At 73.4% G+C, this 19,866-nt stretch carries 17 protein-coding genes and 1 pseudogene; 5 read left to right on the top strand and 13 right to left on the bottom strand.

Annotation, left to right across the window (positions count from 1 at the left end):
* Window positions 1–121: 121 nt before the first annotated feature.
* On the bottom strand, window positions 122–1,270 hold the full coding sequence (locus tag EAO70_RS24950; protein WP_148005338.1) for an ROK family transcriptional regulator: 1,149 nt from the start codon (window positions 1,268–1,270) through the stop codon (window positions 122–124).
* Between the two features lie 122 nt (window positions 1,271–1,392).
* On the opposite strand from EAO70_RS24950, the gene EAO70_RS24945 reads away from it, so the two are divergent.
* From EAO70_RS24945 to EAO70_RS24935, 3 genes are all read left to right on the top strand, one after another.
* On the top strand, window positions 1,393–2,607 hold the full coding sequence (locus EAO70_RS24945) for an MFS transporter (protein WP_148004999.1): 1,215 nt from the start codon (window positions 1,393–1,395) through the stop codon (window positions 2,605–2,607).
* A gap of 153 nt (window positions 2,608–2,760) precedes the next feature.
* Window positions 2,761–4,161, top strand: coding sequence for a uracil-xanthine permease family protein (locus EAO70_RS24940; RefSeq protein WP_148004998.1), 1,401 nt, complete (start codon window positions 2,761–2,763; stop codon window positions 4,159–4,161).
* A 169-nt stretch (window positions 4,162–4,330) separates the two neighbouring features.
* Window positions 4,331–4,969 carry a DUF5995 family protein gene (locus EAO70_RS24935; RefSeq protein ID WP_148005337.1) on the top strand — a complete coding sequence of 213 codons (639 nt, stop codon included), beginning with the start codon at window positions 4,331–4,333 and terminating at the stop codon, window positions 4,967–4,969.
* 89 nt (window positions 4,970–5,058) lie between these two features.
* On the opposite strand, the gene EAO70_RS24930 is transcribed toward EAO70_RS24935, so the two are convergent.
* The 4 genes from EAO70_RS24930 to EAO70_RS24910 form a co-directional block, all read right to left on the bottom strand.
* Complete coding sequence (locus EAO70_RS24930) at window positions 5,059–6,756, bottom strand: flavin monoamine oxidase family protein (protein WP_148004997.1); 1,698 nt, start codon at window positions 6,754–6,756, stop codon at window positions 5,059–5,061.
* Window positions 6,757–6,827: 71 nt separating this feature from the next.
* Complete coding sequence (locus EAO70_RS24925; protein WP_148004996.1) at window positions 6,828–7,634, bottom strand: carbon-nitrogen hydrolase family protein; 807 nt, start codon at window positions 7,632–7,634, stop codon at window positions 6,828–6,830.
* Between the two features lie 535 nt (window positions 7,635–8,169).
* Window positions 8,170–8,625, bottom strand: coding sequence for an Lrp/AsnC family transcriptional regulator (locus EAO70_RS24915; protein ID WP_015032260.1), 456 nt, complete (start codon window positions 8,623–8,625; stop codon window positions 8,170–8,172).
* Between the two features lie 10 nt (window positions 8,626–8,635).
* Window positions 8,636–10,123: an amino acid permease gene (locus tag EAO70_RS24910; RefSeq protein ID WP_148004995.1), complete on the bottom strand. Its 1,488-nt coding sequence runs from the start codon at window positions 10,121–10,123 to the stop codon at window positions 8,636–8,638.
* A gap of 344 nt (window positions 10,124–10,467) precedes the next feature.
* On the opposite strand from EAO70_RS24910, the gene EAO70_RS24905 reads away from it, so the two are divergent.
* Complete coding sequence (locus EAO70_RS24905; protein ID WP_187284009.1) at window positions 10,468–11,493, top strand: GDSL-type esterase/lipase family protein; 1,026 nt, start codon at window positions 10,468–10,470, stop codon at window positions 11,491–11,493.
* Here EAO70_RS24905 and EAO70_RS24900 read toward each other — a convergent pair.
* The 8 genes from EAO70_RS24900 to fmt all read right to left on the bottom strand — a co-directional run bounded on the left by EAO70_RS24900 (window position 11,435) and on the right by fmt (window position 19,097).
* Window positions 11,435–11,989, bottom strand: coding sequence for a GNAT family N-acetyltransferase (locus EAO70_RS24900; protein ID WP_148004993.1), 555 nt, complete (start codon window positions 11,987–11,989; stop codon window positions 11,435–11,437). The genes EAO70_RS24905 and EAO70_RS24900 overlap by 59 nt on opposite strands.
* A 77-nt stretch (window positions 11,990–12,066) precedes the next feature.
* On the bottom strand, window positions 12,067–13,509 hold the full coding sequence (locus EAO70_RS24895) for a GuaB1 family IMP dehydrogenase-related protein (RefSeq protein WP_187284008.1): 1,443 nt from the start codon (window positions 13,507–13,509) through the stop codon (window positions 12,067–12,069).
* Window positions 13,510–13,614: 105 nt separating this feature from the next.
* The gene (locus tag EAO70_RS24890; RefSeq protein WP_148004991.1) at window positions 13,615–13,947 is read right to left on the bottom strand and encodes a barstar family protein; all 333 of its coding nucleotides are present in this window, start codon (window positions 13,945–13,947) and stop codon (window positions 13,615–13,617) included.
* Window positions 13,937–14,401 (bottom strand): ribonuclease domain-containing protein, encoded by a 465-nt coding sequence (locus EAO70_RS24885; protein ID WP_148004990.1) that lies wholly within the window; start codon window positions 14,399–14,401, stop codon window positions 13,937–13,939. Before EAO70_RS24885 ends, EAO70_RS24890 begins: the two co-directional genes overlap by 11 nt.
* A gap of 63 nt (window positions 14,402–14,464) precedes the next feature.
* The gene (locus tag EAO70_RS24880; RefSeq protein WP_148005336.1) at window positions 14,465–15,481 is read right to left on the bottom strand and encodes a sugar-binding transcriptional regulator; all 1,017 of its coding nucleotides are present in this window, start codon (window positions 15,479–15,481) and stop codon (window positions 14,465–14,467) included.
* Window positions 15,482–15,691: 210 nt separating this feature from the next.
* Window positions 15,692–16,375 carry a ribulose-phosphate 3-epimerase gene (gene rpe / locus EAO70_RS24875; protein ID WP_148004989.1) on the bottom strand — a complete coding sequence of 228 codons (684 nt, stop codon included), beginning with the start codon at window positions 16,373–16,375 and terminating at the stop codon, window positions 15,692–15,694.
* Between the two features lie 233 nt (window positions 16,376–16,608).
* Window positions 16,609–18,021: an RsmB/NOP family class I SAM-dependent RNA methyltransferase gene (locus EAO70_RS24870; protein WP_148004988.1), complete on the bottom strand. Its 1,413-nt coding sequence runs from the start codon at window positions 18,019–18,021 to the stop codon at window positions 16,609–16,611.
* A gap of 143 nt (window positions 18,022–18,164) precedes the next feature.
* Window positions 18,165–19,097, bottom strand: a complete 933-nt coding sequence (fmt, locus tag EAO70_RS24865; RefSeq protein WP_148004987.1) for a methionyl-tRNA formyltransferase — start codon at window positions 19,095–19,097, stop codon at window positions 18,165–18,167.
* A 227-nt stretch (window positions 19,098–19,324) separates the two neighbouring features.
* On the opposite strand from fmt, the pseudogene EAO70_RS24860 reads away from it, so the two are divergent.
* Window positions 19,325–19,839, top strand: a pseudogene (locus EAO70_RS24860) (hypothetical protein); the annotation flags it as partial.
* Window positions 19,840–19,866 lie beyond the last annotated feature (27 nt).

Genomic DNA, 19,866 nt, shown 5'->3' with positions numbered 1-19,866 from the left:
TGCCGTGCCCCGGGAACGCGAGCGCGCCGCGCCCCCCTGTCCGGGGCGCGGCGCGCTCGCGTTCCCGGGGCACGGCACGCTCGCGTGTCCGGGGCCGTACGGGAGGGGCGCGGGGACGGCCTCAGCTCCCGAGCCCCGCGGTCGGCGCCCCGAAGAGCTCGTCCTGGGCCGTGTCACGGGCCAGGAGCAGGGCTCCGCGCCGCACCGCCGCGTCCCCCAGGTCCGTGGCGCGGACCTCCGCGCGGAGCGGGGAGAGGGCGGCCAGTTCGGCCTCCACGCGCGCGGCGAGCGCGGCGCCGCCCTGGTGGCCGGTCTCCCCGGCGAGGACCACGCAGCCGGGGTCGAGGACCGAGACGACGGCGGCCGCGCCGATCGCGAGGCGGCGGGCCAGGGCGTCGAGGAAGGGGTCGGGGCCCGAGCCCAGCGCCTCCGCCGCGCTGAGGCCGTGGGCGGCGGCCAGGGCCTCGACGGCGGCCGCGCAGGCCAGCTCGTGGAAGCCGCCGTCACAGCCGGTGGCCGAGGGCAGGCCGGAGGTGCCGGGCACCGGGAGGAAGCCGATCTCGCCCGCGCCGCCGGAGGCGCCGCGGCGCAGCCGCCCGCCGAGGACGACCGCCGCGCCGACGCCCTGGCCGAGCCAGAGCAGGACGAAGTCCTCGCGTGCGCGCGCCGCGCCCTCGCGGAGTTCGGCGACGGCGGCGAGGTTGGTCTCGTTCTCGACGAGGACGTGCGCGGGCAGCCGTTCCTGGAGGACGCCGACGAGCCGCCGGTGCCAGGCGGGCAGTCCCGAGGAGTCGCGGAGTTCGCCGGTGGCCGGGTCGATCAGACCGGGCGCGCCGACGGCGACGGTGTGCAGCCGGTCGGCCCCCGCCTCCCGTGCGGTGCGCTCCAGGAGCGCGACCGCCTTCTCGACGGCCGGCCCGGTGTCGCTGTCGTCGCCGACGGGCACGGAGGCCTCGGCGAGGGTGGCGCCGAGCAGGTCGGTGACGGTGACGGAGACCGACCGCGTCCGGACGTCGAGGGCGGCCAGGTGCGCGCGGTCGGCGACCAGCCCGTACAGCTTGGCGTTGGGCCCCCGGCGCTCCGCCCCGGACTCACCGACGACGTGGACGAGCCCGGAGCCGCGCAGGCGCTCGACGAGATCGGCGACGGTGGGCCGGGAGAGCCCGGTGAGGGTCTTGAGCTGAGCGGCCGTCAACGGCCCTTCGTCCTGGAGCAGTCGCAGGGCGAACCGGTCGTTGATGGCTCGTGCGGTGCTCGGGGATGCGGCCATGCGGCGATCCTCTCAGACGCGTCCGGGTACGGAGGGCCGTTCGCGGTCTATTTATCAGGCAGGGTTCCTGATAGTTTACGGCCGCACCCACTCGACGACCCCACACCCCCCAGGGAGGGCCCATGGCGGCGGAGACCGTCACCAGCACCGATCGCCTGCGGCGGGCGCGCTTCGCCGTCGCCGCAGTCTTCTGCGTCCACGGCGCCGTGACCGGCAGCTTCGCCACCCGCATCCCCTGGATCCAGGAGCACGCGGGCGTGAGCGCGGGCCAGCTCGGACTCGCCCTCGCCTTCCCCGCGCTGGGCGCCTCCCTCGCGATGCCGCTCGCGGGCGCCATCTCGCACCGGTTCGGCGCCCGGACGGCGCTGCGCGGCCTGCTCGCCCTCTGGACGCTCGCCCTGACGCTGCCCTCGCTCGCGCCGAACGTCTGGGGCCTGTGCGCCGCCCTCTTCGTGTACGGCGCGACCGCCGGCATGTCCGACGTGGCGATGAACGCGCTCGGGGTCGAGACCGAGAACCGGCTCGGCCGGTCCATCATGTCGAGCCTGCACGGCATGTGGAGCGCCGGCGCCCTCATCGGCTCCGCCGCGGGCACGGTCGCCGCGCACCTGGGCGGCGACGCCCGGCTCCACCATCTGATCGCGGCCCTGGTGCTCACCACCCTCGGCCTGGTCTTCTGCCAGGGCGTCCTGGACGTGCACAGCACCCCGGACGAGGAGGCGCCGCCGCGCTTCTCGCTGCCGCCGAAGTCCGCGCTGATCATCGGAGCGGTCGGGTTCTGTGCGGTCTTCGCGGAGGGCGCGAGCCTCGACTGGTCGGCCGTCTACCTCCGGGACGAGCTCGGCGGCTCGGCCGGCCTCGCGGCCGCCTCCACGACCGCCTTCGCCCTGACCATGACCATCGCCCGGCTGGCCGGCGACCGGGTCGTGGACCGCTTCGGCGCGGTCCGCACGGTACGGGTCGGGGGCGTCGTCGCCACCCTCGGCGGCGCCATGGTGGTCGCCGCCCCGCACGCCGCCGTCGCCATGGCCGGTTTCGGTTTCATCGGCCTCGGGGTCGCGGTCGTCGTCCCGCTCGCCTTCGCCGCGGCCGGGCGCAGCGGCCCGAACCCGAGCCAGGCCATCGCGGGCGTCGCCACCATCACGTACACGTCGGGGCTCATCGCCCCCTCGGCGATCGGCGGCATCGCCGACGCGACCTCGCTGGTCTTCTCGTTCGGCCTGGTCACCCTGCTCGCCCTGGGGCTCGTCCTCGGCGCGGGCGTCCTCCGCTCCGCCGGGCGGGAGTCCGCGCCGGCGAAGTCCGCCCCGGAGCGGACCCCTGGCCCCGTCGGCTAGGCCGTCTCTTCCGGATCTTGCCTGACCCGCACCGCCCGGACGGCGCCGTCGGGGGCCGGGGCGCACGTCCCCCGCCCCCGGCGGCGCATACCATGTGGCTGATCTTTTGCGGTCGCGACGCGGCCGCCGGAACCGTAGAACGGGAGCCACCTCATGAACCTCGGCGTGCGCTGGACTCTGCACGGCGACGGGAAGACACCCGCTCCCGGAGCCGTCGTCCGCCCGGACGAACGACTCTCCTGGCCGCGCACGGTCGGCCTCGGCGCCCAGCACGTCGTGGCGATGTTCGGGGCCTCGTTCGTCGCCCCGGTCCTGATGGGCCTGGACCCCAACCTCGCGATCATGATGTCCGGATTCGCGACCGCGATCTTCCTGCTCGCGACCCGCGGCACGGTCCCCTCCTACCTGGGCTGTTCGCTCTCGTTCGTCGGTGTCGCCGCCGCCATCCGGGCCGCGGGCGGCACCAGCGCCACCGTGACGGGCGCGGTGTTCGTCGTCGGCGGGGTGCTCTTCCTCGCCGGACTCGCGGTCCGGCGGTTCGGCGCGCACATCATCCACGCGGCGATGCCGCCGATCGTCACCGGCGCCGTCGTGATGCTGATCGGCTTCAACCTGGCCCCGGTCACCGCGGCCACGTACTGGCCGCAGGACCAGTGGACGGCCCTGCTCACGATGCTGTTCACCGGCCTCGCCGTCGTCTGCCTGCGCGGCTTCTGGTCCCGCATCGCGATCTTCCTCGGCCTGATCTTCGGCTACGCCCTCTCGTGGATCCTCGACCTGGTCTTCGGCAAGATCCACTCCATGTCCGCGAGCGGCCAGGTCACCGACCACTGGCGGCTCGACCTCTCCGGCGTCTCCCAGGCCGACTGGGTCGGCCTGCCCTCGTTCCACGCCCCGAGCTTCGAGTGGTCCGCGATCCTCGTCGCGCTGCCCGTCGTCATCGCGCTGATCGCCGAGAACGCCGGACACGTCAAGGCCGTCGGCGAGATGACCGGCAAGCCGCTGGACGACCAGCTCGGCACCGCGATCGCCGCCGACGGCGCCGCCTCGATGCTGTCCACGGCCGTGGGCGGCCCGCCGAACACGACGTACTCGGAGAACATCGGCGTCATGGCCGCCACCCGGGTCTACTCCACAGCCGCCTACTGGGCCGCCGCCGGCTTCGCCCTCCTCTTCGGCCTCTGCCCGAAGTTCGGCGCGGTCGTCGCCGCCATCCCCGGCGGCGTCCTCGGCGGCATCACCGTCATCCTGTACGGCATGATCGGCCTGCTCGGCGCCCAGATCTGGATCAACGCCAAGGTCGACCTGCGCAACCCGCTCAACCTGGTCCCGGCCGCCGCGGGCATCATCATCGGCGTCGGCGGGGTGAAACTGACCTTCACGGACACCTTCGAACTGGGCGGCATCGCGCTCGGCACGATCGTGGTCATCACCGGCTACCACGTGCTGCGGGCCTTCGCCCCGGCCCACCTCAAGCAGCAGGAGCCGCTGCTGGACTCCGGCACCAGCTCGTACGAGAGCACGTCCGGCGACGAGCCGCCGTCGAAGAGCTGAGTGATTCGCCCGTTCTGGGGAAGCCGGGCCGGAGGAGTTCCCTCCCGGGCCCGGCGGCTGGGAGCCTGCCCGCATGGCGCAGACCCAGCAGATCGGGCAGAGCGAACAGACACGGCGGGTCGGGCGGCAGCCCGGCCCGTTCCTCGCGGTCGACCCCGTGGTGGCCCGGATGCGGGCCTTCCGCACGGCCTGGCATCCGGCCGACGGGGTCGCCGTGTTCAACCGGGTCTATCTCACCGTCACGGAGGAGATCGGCCACGCGATAGAGGCGGGCGGCTTCGCCGACCGGCGGGCCGCCGCCACCCTCGACGTGCGGTTCGCCGAGCGGTACCTGACCGCGGTGGACGCGGCGGCCGCCGGACTCCCCTCCCCCGCGTGCTGGCGGCCACTGTTCCGCTACCGCCGCCACCCCGGCGTACGGCCGCTGCAGTTCGCGCTGGCCGGAATCAACGCCCACATCGGCCACGACCTGGCCCTCGCGGTGGTCGACGCCTGCCGGGTCCTGGAGTGCGCGCCCGCGGACCTGGAGGACGAGTTCGACCGGGTGGGCGACGTGCTGGTCCTCCTGGAGGAGCGCATCCGGGAGGAACTGATGCCGGGCCCGGACCTCCTGGAGGTCGCGGACCCGCTGACGCATCTGCTCGGCTGCTGGAGCCTCGACCGGGCCCGCGACGGGGCCTGGCTGGCGGCGCGCTCGCTGTGGCAGCTGCGCGGCCTGCCCGAACTGGCCGAGGAGTTCACGGAACGCCTGGACCGCTCGGTGGGTCTGGTGGGGCGGATGCTCCTCACCCCGCTGACCATGCCCTGAACGGCCCGGGGGCTCAGGGCGGGCCGGGTCGCGTCCGGAACCGGGCCGGGCCGGGCCGTCTCGCGGAGACGGCGGCGCCCCCGTACGGCTCAGTCCTCCGGCAGCTCGACCGGGGCGATCTCGTCGTACACGTCGCCCGGACCGGGGTTCGTCCCGTCGGTGGCACCGCCGAAGTGGTGCATCACGCCCCACACGGCGTTGAGCGCCGTCTGCACCGCGCCCTCGGCCCAGCCGGCCGTCCACGAGATGTCGTCGCCCGCGAGGAAGATGCCCCGCTTGTCCTCGGGCAGCCGGTCCTGCATGAAGTGCGTGAACAGACGCCGCTGGTAGCGGTAGTGACCGGGCAGGTTCGCCTTGAACGCGCCCATGAAGTAGGGCTCGTTCTCCCAGGAGACCGTCACCGGGTTGCCGATGATGTGCTTCCGGATGTCGACCTTCGGGTAGATCTCGCCCAGCGACTTCAGCATGACCTCCATCCGCTCGTTCGCGGACAGCGGCAGCCACTTCAGGCTGTCGTCGCACCAGGTGTACGAGAGGCAGATGGTCGCGGGCCTGTCCGGGCCGTCGTCGAGCAGGTACGTGCCGCGGGTCATGCGGTCGGTGAGCGTCATCGACATGACGTCCCGGCCGGTCTCCTCATCCTTGTCCAGCCAGAACGGCCGGTCGACGGGGACGAACAGCTTCGAGGACTCCATGTAGTGGGTGCGCTCGATCGCCGTCCAGTGGTCGATCGGGAAGAGCGAGTCGTCGCAGGCGATCTTGGAGAGCAGCATCCAGGACTGGGCTGTGAAGATCGCCGCCTGGAAGGTGCGGATGTCGCCGGAGGCGTCGGTGACGGTGATCCGGTTGCCGGCGGTCCGGTTCAGCCGGGTGACCGCCGGCTTCGGGGCGCCCTCGTGCAGGGAGCTGAGCGAGGTGCCCGGCGCCCAGTGCACGATCTTCTCCGGCTCGCGCTCCCACAGCCGCAGCGGGAGCTGCTGGGAGCCGCCGACGATACCGCGGTGGTGGTCGTCGGCCTCGGTGTAGACGACGCGGAGGATCTCCAGGATGGAGTTGGGGAAGTCGGTGTCCCAGCCGCCGGTGCCGAAGCCGACCTGGCCGAAGATCTCGCGGTGCCGGAAGGACTTGAAGGACTCGGAGTCGCAGAGGAAGCCGTAGAAGGTCTGGTTGTCGAGCTTCTCGACGAGCTTCGACCAGATCTCGCGGATGCGCGGGACGTCGCGCTCGCGCATGGCCTGGTTCATGTCGGAGAAGTCGGCGCCCTCGTCGAGGCAGGCGTTCCACGCGTTCATCACGTCGCGGTAGACCTGCGGGAGGTCGTCGACGGTGGTGGCGTAGTGCGACTCGCCCTTGAGGTCGACGACGGTCGAGGGGGTCGTCTCGGCCAGCGGGTTCGGGAAGGGCGTGGTCTCCAGGCCGACGAGGTCGATGTAGTGCTGGAGCGCGGTCGAGGAGGGCGGGAAGCGCATGGCGCCCATCTCGGCGGTGAGGCCCTCGGTGGCGGTGCCCTCGAAGCCGACGGTCCGCAGCCGGCCGCCGATCTGGTCGGCCTCGTAGACGACGGGCTTGAGGCCCATCTTCATCAGCTCGTACGCGGCGATGATGCCGGAGAGACCGCCGCCGATGACCGCGACCTCGGTGCCGTGCTCGGTCGCCGGTATCTGGCCGAGACCGGCCGGGTGGGCCAGGAAGTCGTCGTAGGCGTACGGGAAGTCCGGACCGAACATGGTGATCGGCGGCTGGCCGTCGCTGTGGGGGACGGCGGTCGTGGGCACCGTGGACGTCATGGGGTACGGACTCCTTGCACGGAAAAAGGGTGAGTCGTGGCGACTGCGCGGGTCGGGGCGGGAGGGGCGGCTCAGACGAGGGAGCGGTAGAGCCCCGGGCGCCGGTCGCGGAGGTAGGGGTTCTCCTCGCGGGAGGCCGCGAGGAAGGCGGGGTCGACATCGCCGAGGACGAGGTCCTCACCGCGGCCGGCCCGGGCCCGGGCGGTGCCGTCGGGGCCCACGAGGGTGGAGAGGCCGACGAACTCGAAGTCACCCTCGGGGCCGGTCCGGTTGGCGTACGCGATGTACAGCTGGTTCTCGAAGGCGCGGACCGGGAGCACGGACAGGGGCACGATCTCGGCGGGGTGCATGAGCGCGGTCGGCACGAGGAGGAGGTCCGTGCCGGCCAGCGCGTGCGCCCGTACGTTCTCCGGGAACTCGACGTCGTAGCAGATCATCATGCCGACGGTGAGCCCGCCGAGCTCGGCCTGGACGACGGGCCGGTCGCCGGGGGTGAACCAGGTCGTCTCGAAGCCGCCGAAGAGATGGGTCTTGCGGTAGTCGGCGAGCGGTTCCCCGTCGGCGCCGACGAGCCGCGCCGCGTTGTACAGGACGCCGTGCGCCTCGGTGTCGCGCTCCGGGTAGCCGTAGCCGACGGCCAGGCCGTGGCGGACCGCGATGGCCGCGACGGCTCGGGCGGAGGGGCCGTCGGAGGGCTCGGCGAGACGGGCCATGTCGGCGCCGATGGCGTACCCCGTGAGGAAGAGTTCGGGGGCGAGCAGCAGGTCCGCTCCGGCGGCGGCGGCGCGGCCGGCGGCCTCGTCGAGGATCTTGAGGTTGCCGGCCACGTCACCGAGCTCACCGGAGCTCTGGAGCAGGGCGGTGCGCAGCGCGGGCATGCGTGATCCTCGGTGGTCGGAGTACAGGGGGAAGACGTCAAAAACGGTACGGTTTCGCACTCGGTCGGGACAAGACGGCAGCGTTGCGGACCGACCGTCGAACCATTGCGCGATGGGCCGTCGGGGCGGCGATTCGTTGCGTACGGCTCCGCCCGGGGCGGGTTCCGCCTCCGCCGCGCGGCAGAGGGGCAACCGTCCCGCGGCACGACGCCCGGGCGCGGTCCCGGCGGAGGAGTGGTGGTCGTCCGGCGGAACCCCGGCGGACCTGCCGAAAGGCCGAGACCGGCGTGCCGGGGCTGCTGCACCGGCGGGTCGGGGTGTCGGCGCACGACGACGGCCGGCGCGACCGGCTCGGATACAGCCGGCTGGCCTCGGACCCGACGAAGGACGAGGCGCCGCCGTGCAACGCCGCGGCCCCGTTCGAGCGGGTCGAGGCCGGTACCGGCGACTTCCGGGTCCTGCCGGGGACACTCGACTACCCGGCCCGCCAGGGCCGGTCCCTCGGGCCGCCCCACGGGTGTGGGCGGACCGGGGTCTACGCGGGCGAGCCCGAGGAGAAGCGGCGGAGCAGGGGTGACAGCACCAGGACGGACTTGGTGCGCTCCACGAAGGGCTCGCCCGCGATGCGTTCCAGGACCCGCTCGAAGTGGCGCATGTCCGAGGCGAAGACCTGGACGACGGCGTCCGCGTCACCGGTGACGGTCGACGCGGACACCACCTCGGGGTACCGCTCCAGACCTCGCCGGATGTCGTCCGGCGAGGTGTTGTGGCGACAGTAGATCTCGACGAAGCCCTCGGTCTCCCAGCCGAGCGCCGCCGGATCCACCCGTACGGTGAAGCCGGTGATGGCGCCCTCGGCCCTGAGCCGGTCCACGCGCCGCTTCACGGCGGGGGCGGAGAGCCCGACGAGCGAGCCGATGTCGGCGTAGCTGCGGCGGGCGTCTTCCGCGAGGGCGTGGACGATGCGTTCGTCGAGGTCGTTGAGTCGCACTACGGGTGGATCACTTCTCTGCTGAGGTCTCTGCCACGGCCGGCGCGGAGGCCAGCCGGGAGCGGCGCATGCCGTACAGGAAGTAGAACACGAGGCCCGCGGCCATCCAGCAACCGAAGACCACCCAGGTGATCGCGTCCAGGTTGTACATCAGGTACGCGCAGGCCACGAAGCCGAGGATGGGGAAGGTCCAGCCGAGCGGCACGCGGAAGGTGCGGTCCATGGTCGGGCGGGTCCGGCGGAGCACGATCACCGCGATGTTGACCAGGCCGAAGGCGAACAGGGTGCCGATGCTGGTGGCGTCGACGAGCTTGCCCAGCGGGATGACGGAGGCGAGGGCGCCGCAGAACAGCGACACGATCACGGTGTTGACGCGGGGCGTACCGGTCTTGGCGTTGACCTTGCCGAAGACCTTGGGCACGAGACCGTCGCGGGACATCGCGAAGAGCACGCGGGTCTGGCCGTACAGGACGGTGAGCACGACGCTGGCGATCGAGATGACGGCGCCGGCGGCGAGCAGGGTGCCCCAGAACTTCTGGCCGCTGACGTCGTTCATGATCGCGGCGAGGGTGGCCTCGGAGCCGTCGAAGTCCTTCCAGTTCCACGCGCCGACGGCGACGGCCGCGACCAGGACGTAGAGGACCGTGACGATCAGCAGCGACAGCATGATCGCACGGGGCAGGTCGCGCTTGGGGTCCTTCGCCTCCTCGCCGGCCGTGGAGGCGGCGTCGAAGCCGATGTACGAGAAGAAGAGCGTGGCCCCGGCGGCGCCGACGCCGGCCATGCCGAGCGGCATGAAGTCCTCGTAGTTGCCGGACTTGAAGCCCATGAAGCCGATGGCGCAGAAGAGCACGAGGGCGACGATCTTCACGAAGACCATGATCGTGTTGACCACGGCGGACTCACGGGCGCCGCCGAGCAGGAACACCATGGCGAGCAGCACGACCACGAGGCCGGGCAGGTTGATCACGCCGCCTTCGCCGGGGGCGGAGGAGAGCACGTCGGGGATGGTGACCCCGATGGTGCCGTCGAGCAGTTCGTTGAGGTACTCGCCCCAGCCGACGGCCACGGCGGCGACCGAGACGCCGTACTCCAGGACCAGGCACCAGCCGCAGACCCAGGCGACGAGTTCGCCCATCGTTGCGTAAGCGTACGAGTACGAGGAGCCCGCGACCGGTATGGAACCGGCCAGCTCTGCGTACGAGAGGGCCGAGAAGAGCGCCGCGAGACCGGCGATGGCGAAGGCGAGGGTGACCGCCGGGCCGGCCTCGGGGACGGCGTCGCCGAGGACGACGAAGATGCCGGTGCCCAGTGTGGCGCCGATGCTGATCATGGTCAGCTGCCACATGGAGAGCGAGCGGCGGAGACTGCCACCCTCACCCTGGCCACCCTCTGCGACCAGCTGTTCCACCGGCTTGCGCCGGGTCAGTGCGCCGAGAGCGGAGGTCTTGCGGGTGGTCGATTCCTCGACCGGTGGGGCTGCGCCGTGGTCCAGCACTGCGGAGGCTCCTTATCGCTGCCTGTCGTCGTGACGGAGGACCGCAGCGGTACGCGGGCATCACCGAGGACGCCCACGGGGGAGGGGAACCGCCGAGCAGACGGTCCACGCCACTCCTGGTACGAGGCACGAGCCTAAGGGTCAGAGGTTCGCACTCGTAATGCAGGGTTGTTGCGCACTGCCGGATGATCATTGCGCGCTGGGAACGCAGACGGGGAAACATTGCGCTCCCCCGCATGAATCCACCCATTGGGGGCAGGTGAACCACCTCCTCGCGCATCGAATCCCCGGGCCCCATGACCCACGCCGCGAGGACTCCACGACCCCCTCGATCGGAGGCCCCGGTGGGCTGGCTCGACCCGGCGCCCTTCCTGCGCGGCACGGCCTGGCTGGACGGGAACAGGCCGGTCCGCGCCGATCCCGACGACCTGGGGCGGCTGCCGTGGGACATCGCCGAACGGGCCGCGCTGCCCATCGGCGTACGACTGGAGTTCACGGCCGCCCCCGGCACGCGCGCGGTGCGGCTGCGCTACCGGGCGGCCGTCCCGGAGGCCGACGACCCGCTCGCCGGGCTCCGCCACTGCTTCGCCCTCTGGAGCGGTACGCGGCTGGTCGGCGAGGCCTGCGCCGCCCCGGCCGCCGAGTCCACCGTGACGCTCCCGCTGCCTCCCGGGGGCGGCGTCTTCACCGTCCACCTCCCCGAGGGACAGGCGCCGGTGCCGCTCGCCCTGCAGGCCCTCGGCGGGTCGCTCTCCCCCGCCCCCGCGCAGCCCCGCTGGCTGGTCCACGGCGACTCGATCACCGAGGGCTGGTGGTCGAGTCGCCCGGCGCACTCCTGGCCCGCCACGGCGGGCCGGCTGATGGGCGTCGACGCGGTGAACCTCGGGTTCGCGGGCGGGGCGCGCGGCGAACTGCCGCTCGCGGAGCACCTGGCACGGCTGCCCGGCGACGTGATCACCCTGGCGTTCGGCACCAACTGCTGGTCCACGGTGCCGGCGACGGCCGACTGGCTCTACGCCACCGTCCGGGCCTTCGTGGGCCTGGTGCGCCGGGGCCACCCGGAGACCCCGCTGCTGCTCGTCTCGCCGGTGCTGCGTCCGGAGGCGGAGCACACCCGCAACGCCCTCGGGGCGACCCTCACGGAGCTGCGCCGGGCCATGGAACGGGCGGGCCTGGATCTGGCGGCGGAGGGCGACGGGCACCTCCTGCTCCTCCCGGGGCGGCCGTTGCTCGGCCCGGACGACCTCGCGGACGGTCTGCACCCGAACGACCGCGGCCACGCCAGGATCGCTGCGGCCGTCGTGGAGGCCCTCAGCGGGGTCCTGGAGGGGCTCCCGCCCGCCGGACGTCCGCTGTCTCCAGAGTCCTGACCAGGAAGGTGCAGGCGTCGGCGGCGGTGTGCGTGCGGCCCTTCGGGTCCGTCCAGGTCCAGCGGTCCGTGTAGGCGACGACGGGGGCGTAGCCGAGCCGGGCGTAGAGCGCCGCCGCGCGGGGGTTGCCGTCTCCCACCCCGAGCCCCAGGGCGGTCCCGCCGCGCTCGCGGACCAGTGCCTCGGCCGCGCGGACCAGTGCCGTGCCGATGCCCTCCCCCCGGAGCCCCTCCCGGACGTCGAGGCCGTTGAACTCCGGGCACTCCCCCACCGCCGCCCGGACCTCCGGGGCCGCGCAGCCGTCCCAGCGGACCTGTCCGTGGCCGACGGGGACCCCGTCCCGCCAGGCGAGGAGGTACGTGCCCTTCCCGGCCTCCTGGCGGGCGAACCGGTCGGCGTGGCGGGTCGGCGCCCCGGGCGCGGGAAGGTGCCGGTCGAGCAGGGGCAGGTCGGCCGCGCGGCAGGGCCGGATCTCCGTACGGTCCACAGGGTCCATGCGGTGACCGTACGGGACGGCGGCGGGCCCCCGGGGACGATGTCCCGGGGGCCCGCACCGTCACCGATGTGCCGGGACTAGCTCCAGCTGGCGTGCAGCGGCTTGCCCTCGGCGTAGCCCGCGGCGGACTGGATGCCGATCACGGCCTTCTCCTCGAACTCGGCGAGCGAGCCGGCACCGGCGTAGGTGCAGGAGGAGCGGACGCCCGCGATGATCGAGTCGATCAGGTCCTCGACGCCCGGCCGGGCCGGGTCGAGGAACATCCGCGAGGTGGAGATGCCCTCCTCGAAGAGGCCCTTGCGGGCGCGGTCGTAGGCCGACTCCTCGCTCGTGCGGTTCTGCACGGCGCGGGCCGAGGCCATGCCGAAGGACTCCTTGTAGGGGCGGCCCTCGGCGGTGTGCTGGAGGTCGCCCGGGGACTCGTACGTCCCGGCGAACCAGGAGCCGATCATCACGTTCGACGCGCCGGCGGCGAGCGCCATGGCGACATCGCGCGGGTGCCGGACGCCACCGTCGGCCCAGACGTGCTTGCCGAACTTCCGCGCCTCGGCGGCGCACTCCAGGACGGCCGAGAACTGCGGGCGGCCGACGCCGGTCATCATGCGGGTGGTGCACATGGCGCCGGGGCCCACGCCGACCTTGATGATGTCCGCGCCGGCCTCGATGAGGTCGCGCACGCCCTCGGCGGCGACGATGTTGCCCGCGACGATCGGGACGTGCGGGTCGAGGGCACGCACGGCCTTGATCGCGGCGATCATCGACTCCTGGTGGCCGTGCGCCGTGTCGATGACGAGCGTGTCGACGCCCGCGTCGAGGAGCTGCTTGGCCTTGCCGGTGAAGTCGCCGTTGATGCCGACGGCGGCGGCGATGCGCAGCTTGCCCTCGGCGTCGGTGGCGGGGGTGTACAGGGTCGCGCGGAGCGCGCCCTTGCGGGTCAGGATGCCGACCAGGCGGCCGTCCTTGTCCACGGCCGGGGCGTAGCGGCGGTTGGCCTGGTCGAGCCTGTTGAACGCGTCGCGCGGCTCGATGTCGGCGTCGAGGAGGAGCAGGTCCCGCGACATGACCTCGGAGAGCCGGGTGAAGCGGTCCACGCCGGTCAGGTCGGCGTCGGTGACGACACCGACGGGGCGGCGGTCCTCGTCGACGACGACGCCGGCGTCGTGGGCCCGCTTGGGCAGCAGGGACAGCGCGTCGGCGACCGTCTGGTGGGGGGCGAGGACGATCGGGGTGTCGAGCACGTGGTGGCGGCTCTTGACCCACGAGATGACGTCGGTGACGACCTCGATCGGGATGTCCTGCGGAATGACGACCAGTCCGCCCCGGCGGGCGACGGTCTCGGCCATGCGGCGGCCGGCGATGGCAGTCATGTTGGCCACGACCAGCGGGATCGTGGTCCCGGTTCCGTCCGGCGAGGAGAGGTCCACCGCCTGGCGGGAACCGACGGCCGAGCGGCTCGGCACCATGAACACATCGTCGTACGTCAGGTCGTAGGGCGGCTTGACGTCATTGAGGAAACGCACGTGCTGACATCCCAGTCGTTCGGATCGGCCCCTAGGCATTTCAGCCAGGGGAAAAAGCACGTAGTTCATTGTCCCACGCCTGTACGCATACCAGCCCCGGGCGAATCATCCGAGGCTCGCGGCGGGAGGTTGGTGGGATCCTCCGAAGGTCCGCCCCAGGGCGACGAGGACCGTGAGGCGGGTGGGGCGCTCGTCCACGGCTGTGGCGAAGACGTCCTGGGCGGTCCGCCAGTCGCGCGGGTGCGTGCCGGCGTACTCCTGCCAGCCGGTGACGACGAGCGTGACCGGCTCCGGCAGGTCGGTCAGGCAGTCGGCGAGGGCGTCCCAGTTGCGGCCGAACCAGTCGGGCAGGGCGAGGGCGGCGGCACACCGGTCCATGAGTCCGGCCTTGTCCGTGACGCCGGTCAGATCGAGGAGGACGGGATCGTCAATCCCCATCCGTGATCACCTCCCGGAAGCTCGCGTAGTGGTCGTCGGTCCAGTAGAGCTCGCCTTCCCGCCCGGTGACGATCCGACGCGCCCCGCGGTCGCGCTCCCCGGGGGTCTTCACGGTGTACTCGCGGTAGTAGCCGCGCGGTTCGCGGGGCAGGATCCGCTCGAAGTTGCCGAAGACGCTGCCGTCCTTGGCGTACGGGAAGGGGCCGCCGCGGGCGATGAGGTCCAGCGTCCTGCGCGCCTCGGGCGGCAGGTCGGCGGCCCGGACGGCGGGCAGTCCGGAGTCCCCGGTGGGGGCGGGTGCCCTGGTGGTGGCGGGTGCCTTGGTGGCGTCGGGCGCGCCGGTGGTGGTGCGGGCGGGGGCGGCCGGTGCGGCGCCGCCGCCCGACGAGGAGCACCCGGCCAGCAGGACGCAGAGGAGGAGCGCGAGGAGCATGCGCGAGGGCCGGAGCGACATGTCCCGAAACTACCGTCACGGGACGCTCCGGCCCTCGACCGACCCGGATCGCCGGGCCTTCGTTCAGGCGCTGTCGGGGTCCGTCCGGTCGAGGGCCGGGTGGGTGCCCGGGCTGGACTCGGTGAGCAGGTAGTCCGCCGCGGCCCGGTCGGTGACCAGGCTGGTGACGAGGCCGGAGCGGAGCACCGCACCGATCGCCGCCGCCTTGCGCTGGCCGCCCGCGATGGCCACGACCTCGGGGATCCGGCGCAGCCGGTCGGCCTCGACGGTGATGCAGCGCTCGCCCAGGTCGCGCCCGACCCGGCGTCCGTCGGCGTCGAAGAGGTGCGCGGACATCTCGGCGGCGACGCCGAGCGAGGCGTAGTGGGCGCGCTCCTCGTCCGAGAGCATGTCGTGGACGGTGGAGATGCCCGGCTCCCAGGAGCCGATGGAGACGCAGGCGACGGTCACCTTGTCGAAGTACTCGAAGGCCCGCGCGATGCCGGTCTGGCTGCGGAGCGCGGCCGCGGTGGCCGGGTCGGGCAGCAGCATGGGCGCGTAGATCGGGTGCGCCTCGCCGCCGGAGACCTGCGCGGCGCGACGGACGGCCTCGACGGAGCCGCGCTCGGCGGTCCCGGCGTCGTACACGCCGGTGAGCTGCACGACGGTGCACGGGGGCAGCCGGTCGAGGGCCGCCGCCATGTGGATGGTGGAGCGGCCCCAGGCGAGGCCCAGGACGTCGCCCTCGGTGACCAGCTCGCCGAGCAGGTCGGCCGCGACCTCGCCGAGGTTCTCGGGATCGGGCGACTCGTCCTCGCCCTCCGCCGGGGACTCGACGACGACGGCGTGGCGGAGCCCGTAGCGGGCGCGGAGCGCGTCGGAGCGCTCGGCGTCCAGCTCGGCCGGTACGCGGATCTCGATGCGCACGAGATCGCGCTCCAGGGCGGTCTCCAGGACCCGGGCCACCTTGAAGCGGCTCACGCCGAACTCCTCGGCAATCTGGATCTTGGACTTGCCCTCGAGGTAGAAGCGACGGGCCATGGCCGCCGCCTGCACCAGCTCCGCGGGGCCCATCCGCAGGGCTGACCGTCCCGCCGACATTCCCGCCACCGCGATCTCCTCACCTGTTCTCGTACCGCTGTTCAGTACCGACATCCACCGATGTCCGCGGACGTCCTCGGACGTCCGCCGCGCGCCGGGCGCGCACCGCTGTCGTTCACACTCTGGACTCGCCGTCCCATCCTGTCAGATACGGCGGGCCTTGATCAGTCCTGTCGGCGGCCCGACGGACCGCGTTCACCGGCCGGAGGCTCAGTGGCCACACGCCCACGGGGCGGTGGCCGTCACGGCCTCCGCCCGGGCCCGCAGCGAGGCGACGGCGGCGGCCGGGTCGGCCGCGCCGTACACGGCGGAACCGGCGACGAAGACGTCCGCCCCGGCCTCGGCGCACCGCTCGATCGTGGACTCGGCGACCCCGCCGTCGACCTGGAGCCACAGCTCCAGACCGTGCTTGGAGATCAGCTCACGGGTGCGGCGGATCTTGGGCAGCATGATGTCGAGGAAGGCCTGGCCGCCGAAGCCGGGCTCCACGGTCATGATCAGCAGCATGTCGAGCTCGGGGAGCAGGTCCTCGAACGGCTCGATGGGCGTGGCCGGCTTGAGCGCCATCGCGGCGCGCGCCCCCTTGGCCCGGATCTCCCGCGCAAGCCGGACGGGCGCGGCGGCCGCCTCGACGTGGAAGGTCACCGAACCGGCGCCCGCCTCGACGTACTGGGGCGCCCAGCGGTCGGGGTCCTCGATCATCAGATGGCAGTCGAGGGGGGTGTCGGTCGCGCGGGCGAGCGACTCCACGATCGGCACACCCAGGGTCAGGTTGGGCACGAAGTGGTTGTCCATCACGTCGACGTGGAGCCAGTCGGCCCCGTCGACGGCCCTCGCCTCATCGGCGAGCCGGGCGAAGTCCGCGGACAGGATGCTGGGGTTGATCTGCGCCATGAGCCAAGCCTCCCACGTTCTTGGCTACTTCTTTGCCGCCAAGCGGTTTCGGCTCCGGTCCAGACCACTTTCGGTGCGAAGCGACGAGTCCGGACCGGATCAGACCGGGAGATTACGGTCAGGTGATCGAAGGGTCGACGGGTCCGGGCGCCACGCCGCGCGCCGGACGCGAAGGACCGGCGGACCCGGCCGTCACACCCTCCGCCGGACGCGCGGCCCGGCGGACCCCGGCGTCACGCCGTGCGCCGAACGAGGGCCAGGTACATGGCGTCCGTGCCGTGGAGGTGCGGCCAGAGCTGGACGTCCGGGCCGTCGCCGAGCGCCGGGACGCCCGGCATCAGCGGGCGGGCGTCGATGAGTTCGGCGCCACCGACCTTCTTCAGGACGTCGTCGACGACCACCCGTGTCTCGGCCAGGTGCGGCGAGCAGGTCGCGTACCCGACGACCCCGCCGACCCGGACCGCGGCGAGCGCCTGCGTGAGCAGCGCGCGCTGGAGCGGCGCGAAGCCGTCCAGGTCCTCGGGGCGGCGCCGCCAGCGTGCCTCGGGCCGGCGGCGGAGCGCGCCGAGACCCGAGCAGGGGACGTCCATGAGGACGCGGTCGAAGGAGCCGGGGCGCCACGGCGGCCGGGTGCCGTCGGCGGCGATCACCTGGTACGGGCCGGGGTTCCCGGCGAGGGCGCGCTCGACGAGCCGCGCGCGGTGCGGCTGCTTCTCGGAGGCGAGCAGGGCGGCCCCCCGCTGCGAGGCGAGGGCCGCCAGGAGCGCGGCCTTGCCGCCGGGGCCCGCGCAGCCGTCGAGCCAGCGGGTGTCGGGGCCGTCGAGCGGCGCGTCCGCGAGGGCGAGGGCCACCAGCTGGCTGCCCTCGTCCTGCACGCCCGCCCGCCCCTCCTTGACCGCCTCGATGGCGCCGGGTTCGCCGCCCTCGGCCATCCGGACCGCGTACGGCGACCAGCGGCCCGGCAGGCTCTCGACGGCCTCGGCGAGCTCGGCGGTGGTCGAGCGGCCGGGACGGGCCACGAGGGTGACCTCGGGGCGCTCGTTGTCGGCCTCCAGGAGGTCCTCGATCCCGGCGCGGCCGCCGCCGAGGGAGTCCCACAGCGCCGAGACGACCCAGCGGGGGTGCGAGTGGACGACGGCGAGGTGGTCCTCGGGGTCCGCGTCGTACGGCGGGGCGACCTGGGCCACCCAGGCGTCCAGGTCCTGCTGCGAGATCTTCCGCAGGACCGCGTTCACGAACTTGGCCCGTCCGTCGCCGAGCACGACCCGCGCCAGCTCGACGCTGGCGGAGACGGCGGCGTGGGTCGGGATCCGGGTGCCGAGCAGCTGGTGGGCGCCGAGCGAGAGCACGTCGAGCACCGGCGGGTCGACCTCGCGGAGCGGCCGGTCGATGCAGGCGGCCACGATCGCGTCGTACGTGCCCTGGCGGCGCAGCGTCCCGTACACCAGCTCGGTGGCGAGCGCCGCGTCCCGGCCGTCGAAGTTCCCGGCGTCACGGGCCTTCTTGAGCAGCGGCGGCAGCACCAGGTTCGCGTAGGCGTCGCGCTCGTCCACCGCCCTCAGCGCCTCGAAGGCGAGCATCCGGACGGGGTCCTTCTGGGGCCGCCGGTAGGGCTTGTGGGGACGGCGACGTGCCTGCTCGCTCAAAGGTGCTCCGCGTGACGAAATGAGGGGTCGAACCACCTCAGCGTACGTCCGCGGGCGCGTGCCGGGGAAAACGCCCCCGGCGGCGACCGGCCCCGGCACGGCCGCCGTGCCGCCGGTCCCGTCCCGCGGGACCGGCGGTGCGGTCAGACGCCGAGGCGCTCGCCCTCGCTGATCCGCACGCCGCGGGCCCAGTCCGCGGCCTTCATCGGCTTCTTGCCCTGCGGCTGGACCCAGAGGAGCTCCACGGCGTACGAGCCGGTGCCCGCGTACACGTTGTTCTTGCCCACGACGAGCTGCCCCGGGGCCAGCTCGGTGCGGTCGGGCAGCGGGGCGACCTGGATCAGCTTGAGGCGCTCGCCCCGGAAGACGGTCCAGGCGCCGGGGGCCGGGGTGCAGCCGCGGACCACGCGGTCCACCCGCAGCGCGGGGGCGGCGAAGTCGACGTGGGCGTCCTCGACCTGGATCTTCGGGGCGAGGGTGATCCCCTCGACCGGCTGCGGGACGGCCTGGAGCGCGCCGTCCTCGATGCCGTCCATGGTCGCGGCGAGCAGCCCGGCGCCCGCGAAGGCGAGCCGGGTGAGCAGGTCGCCGCTGGTGTCGGTCGGCCGGACGTCCTCGGTGACCACGCCGTAGACCGGCCCCGAGTCCAGGCCCTCCTCGATGAGGAAGGTCGACGCGCCCGTCACCTCGTCGCCCGCCATCAGCGAGTGCTGCACGGGCGCGGCACCGCGCCAGGCGGGCAGCAGCGAGAAGTGCAGGTTGACCCAGCCCCGGGCGGGGATGTCGAGGGCGACCTTGGGCAGCAGGGCGCCGTAGGCGACCACCGGGCAGCAGTCGGGGGCGATCTCCCGCAGCCGGGCCAGGAACTCCTCGTCCCGCGGCCGGGCGGGCTTGAGGACCTCGATGCCCGCCTCCTCCGCGCGCTGGGCCACCGGGCTCGCGACCAGCCGCCGGCCGCGTCCCGCCGGGGCGTCCGGGCGGGTGACGACGGCGGCCACCTCGTGCCGGCCGGAGGCGAGCAGGGCGTCCAGGGCGGGAACGGCGACCTCGGGGGTGCCTGCGAAGACGAGCTTCATGAGTGTCGACTGCCTGTCTCTCCGGGGGCTTTGCGGGCAGCGCACCAGTCTAGGCGCCCCCGGCGGAGGGGGCGTACGGAAGGACGAGCGCCCCGCGCATATGCGTGTACGCCCCCGCAGCGTGACCCAACCCCGGGTGGCGCGTTGGTCAAGAGAGATTGACCGAATCGGGTCGCCGTTCCCCCCTGCGGCCCTTCCCCTTACATGCCGGTTCGAGAGGCTCTCACATGGCCGACCACGCCACCCACGACGCCCAGGCCCGGGCGAGTCTGCACCTGCTGGTGCGGGACATCGAGCGGGTCCGGCGGCAGGTGGACGCACTGCGCACGCTCACGGCCCAGCTGGGCAATGTCTACCGCCCTCGCCGCTCCGGCCCGTCCACGGGCTTCGTCGTCTACGGGCGGGCCCCCGCCCCCACCGTCCGGCTCGCCCAGGAACTGCGGGACAGCGTCGAGACCCTGGTGACCGCCGCGGTCGACTTCGACCGCTCCCTCGGCTTCTCCTGGGACGCGGTGGGCTCCGCCCTCGGCGTCACCAAGCAGGCCGTCCACCGCCGTTATGGTGCCCGGCGGGCGCCCCAGCCGGGCACCATAACGGCGGTGGACGGCCTGCTTGGTGACGCCGAGGGCGGAGCCCACCGCGTCCCAGGAGTCCCGGGCCCGCGCAACGGCTGACCCGGGAACGGCCCCACGGCCGTCCGCCCCGACCGGGGCGGGCGGCCGCCGCCGTGCCGGGGCCACGCGGGGCCGGGCGCCGCCCCGGGCCGGGC

The organism is Streptomyces sp. adm13(2018) (genome assembly GCF_008042145.1).
Taxonomy (GTDB): domain Bacteria; phylum Actinomycetota; class Actinomycetes; order Streptomycetales; family Streptomycetaceae; genus Streptomyces.
The sequence above is the reverse complement of the archived record's forward strand: the minus strand, read 5'-3'. Positions and strand labels throughout refer to the sequence as shown.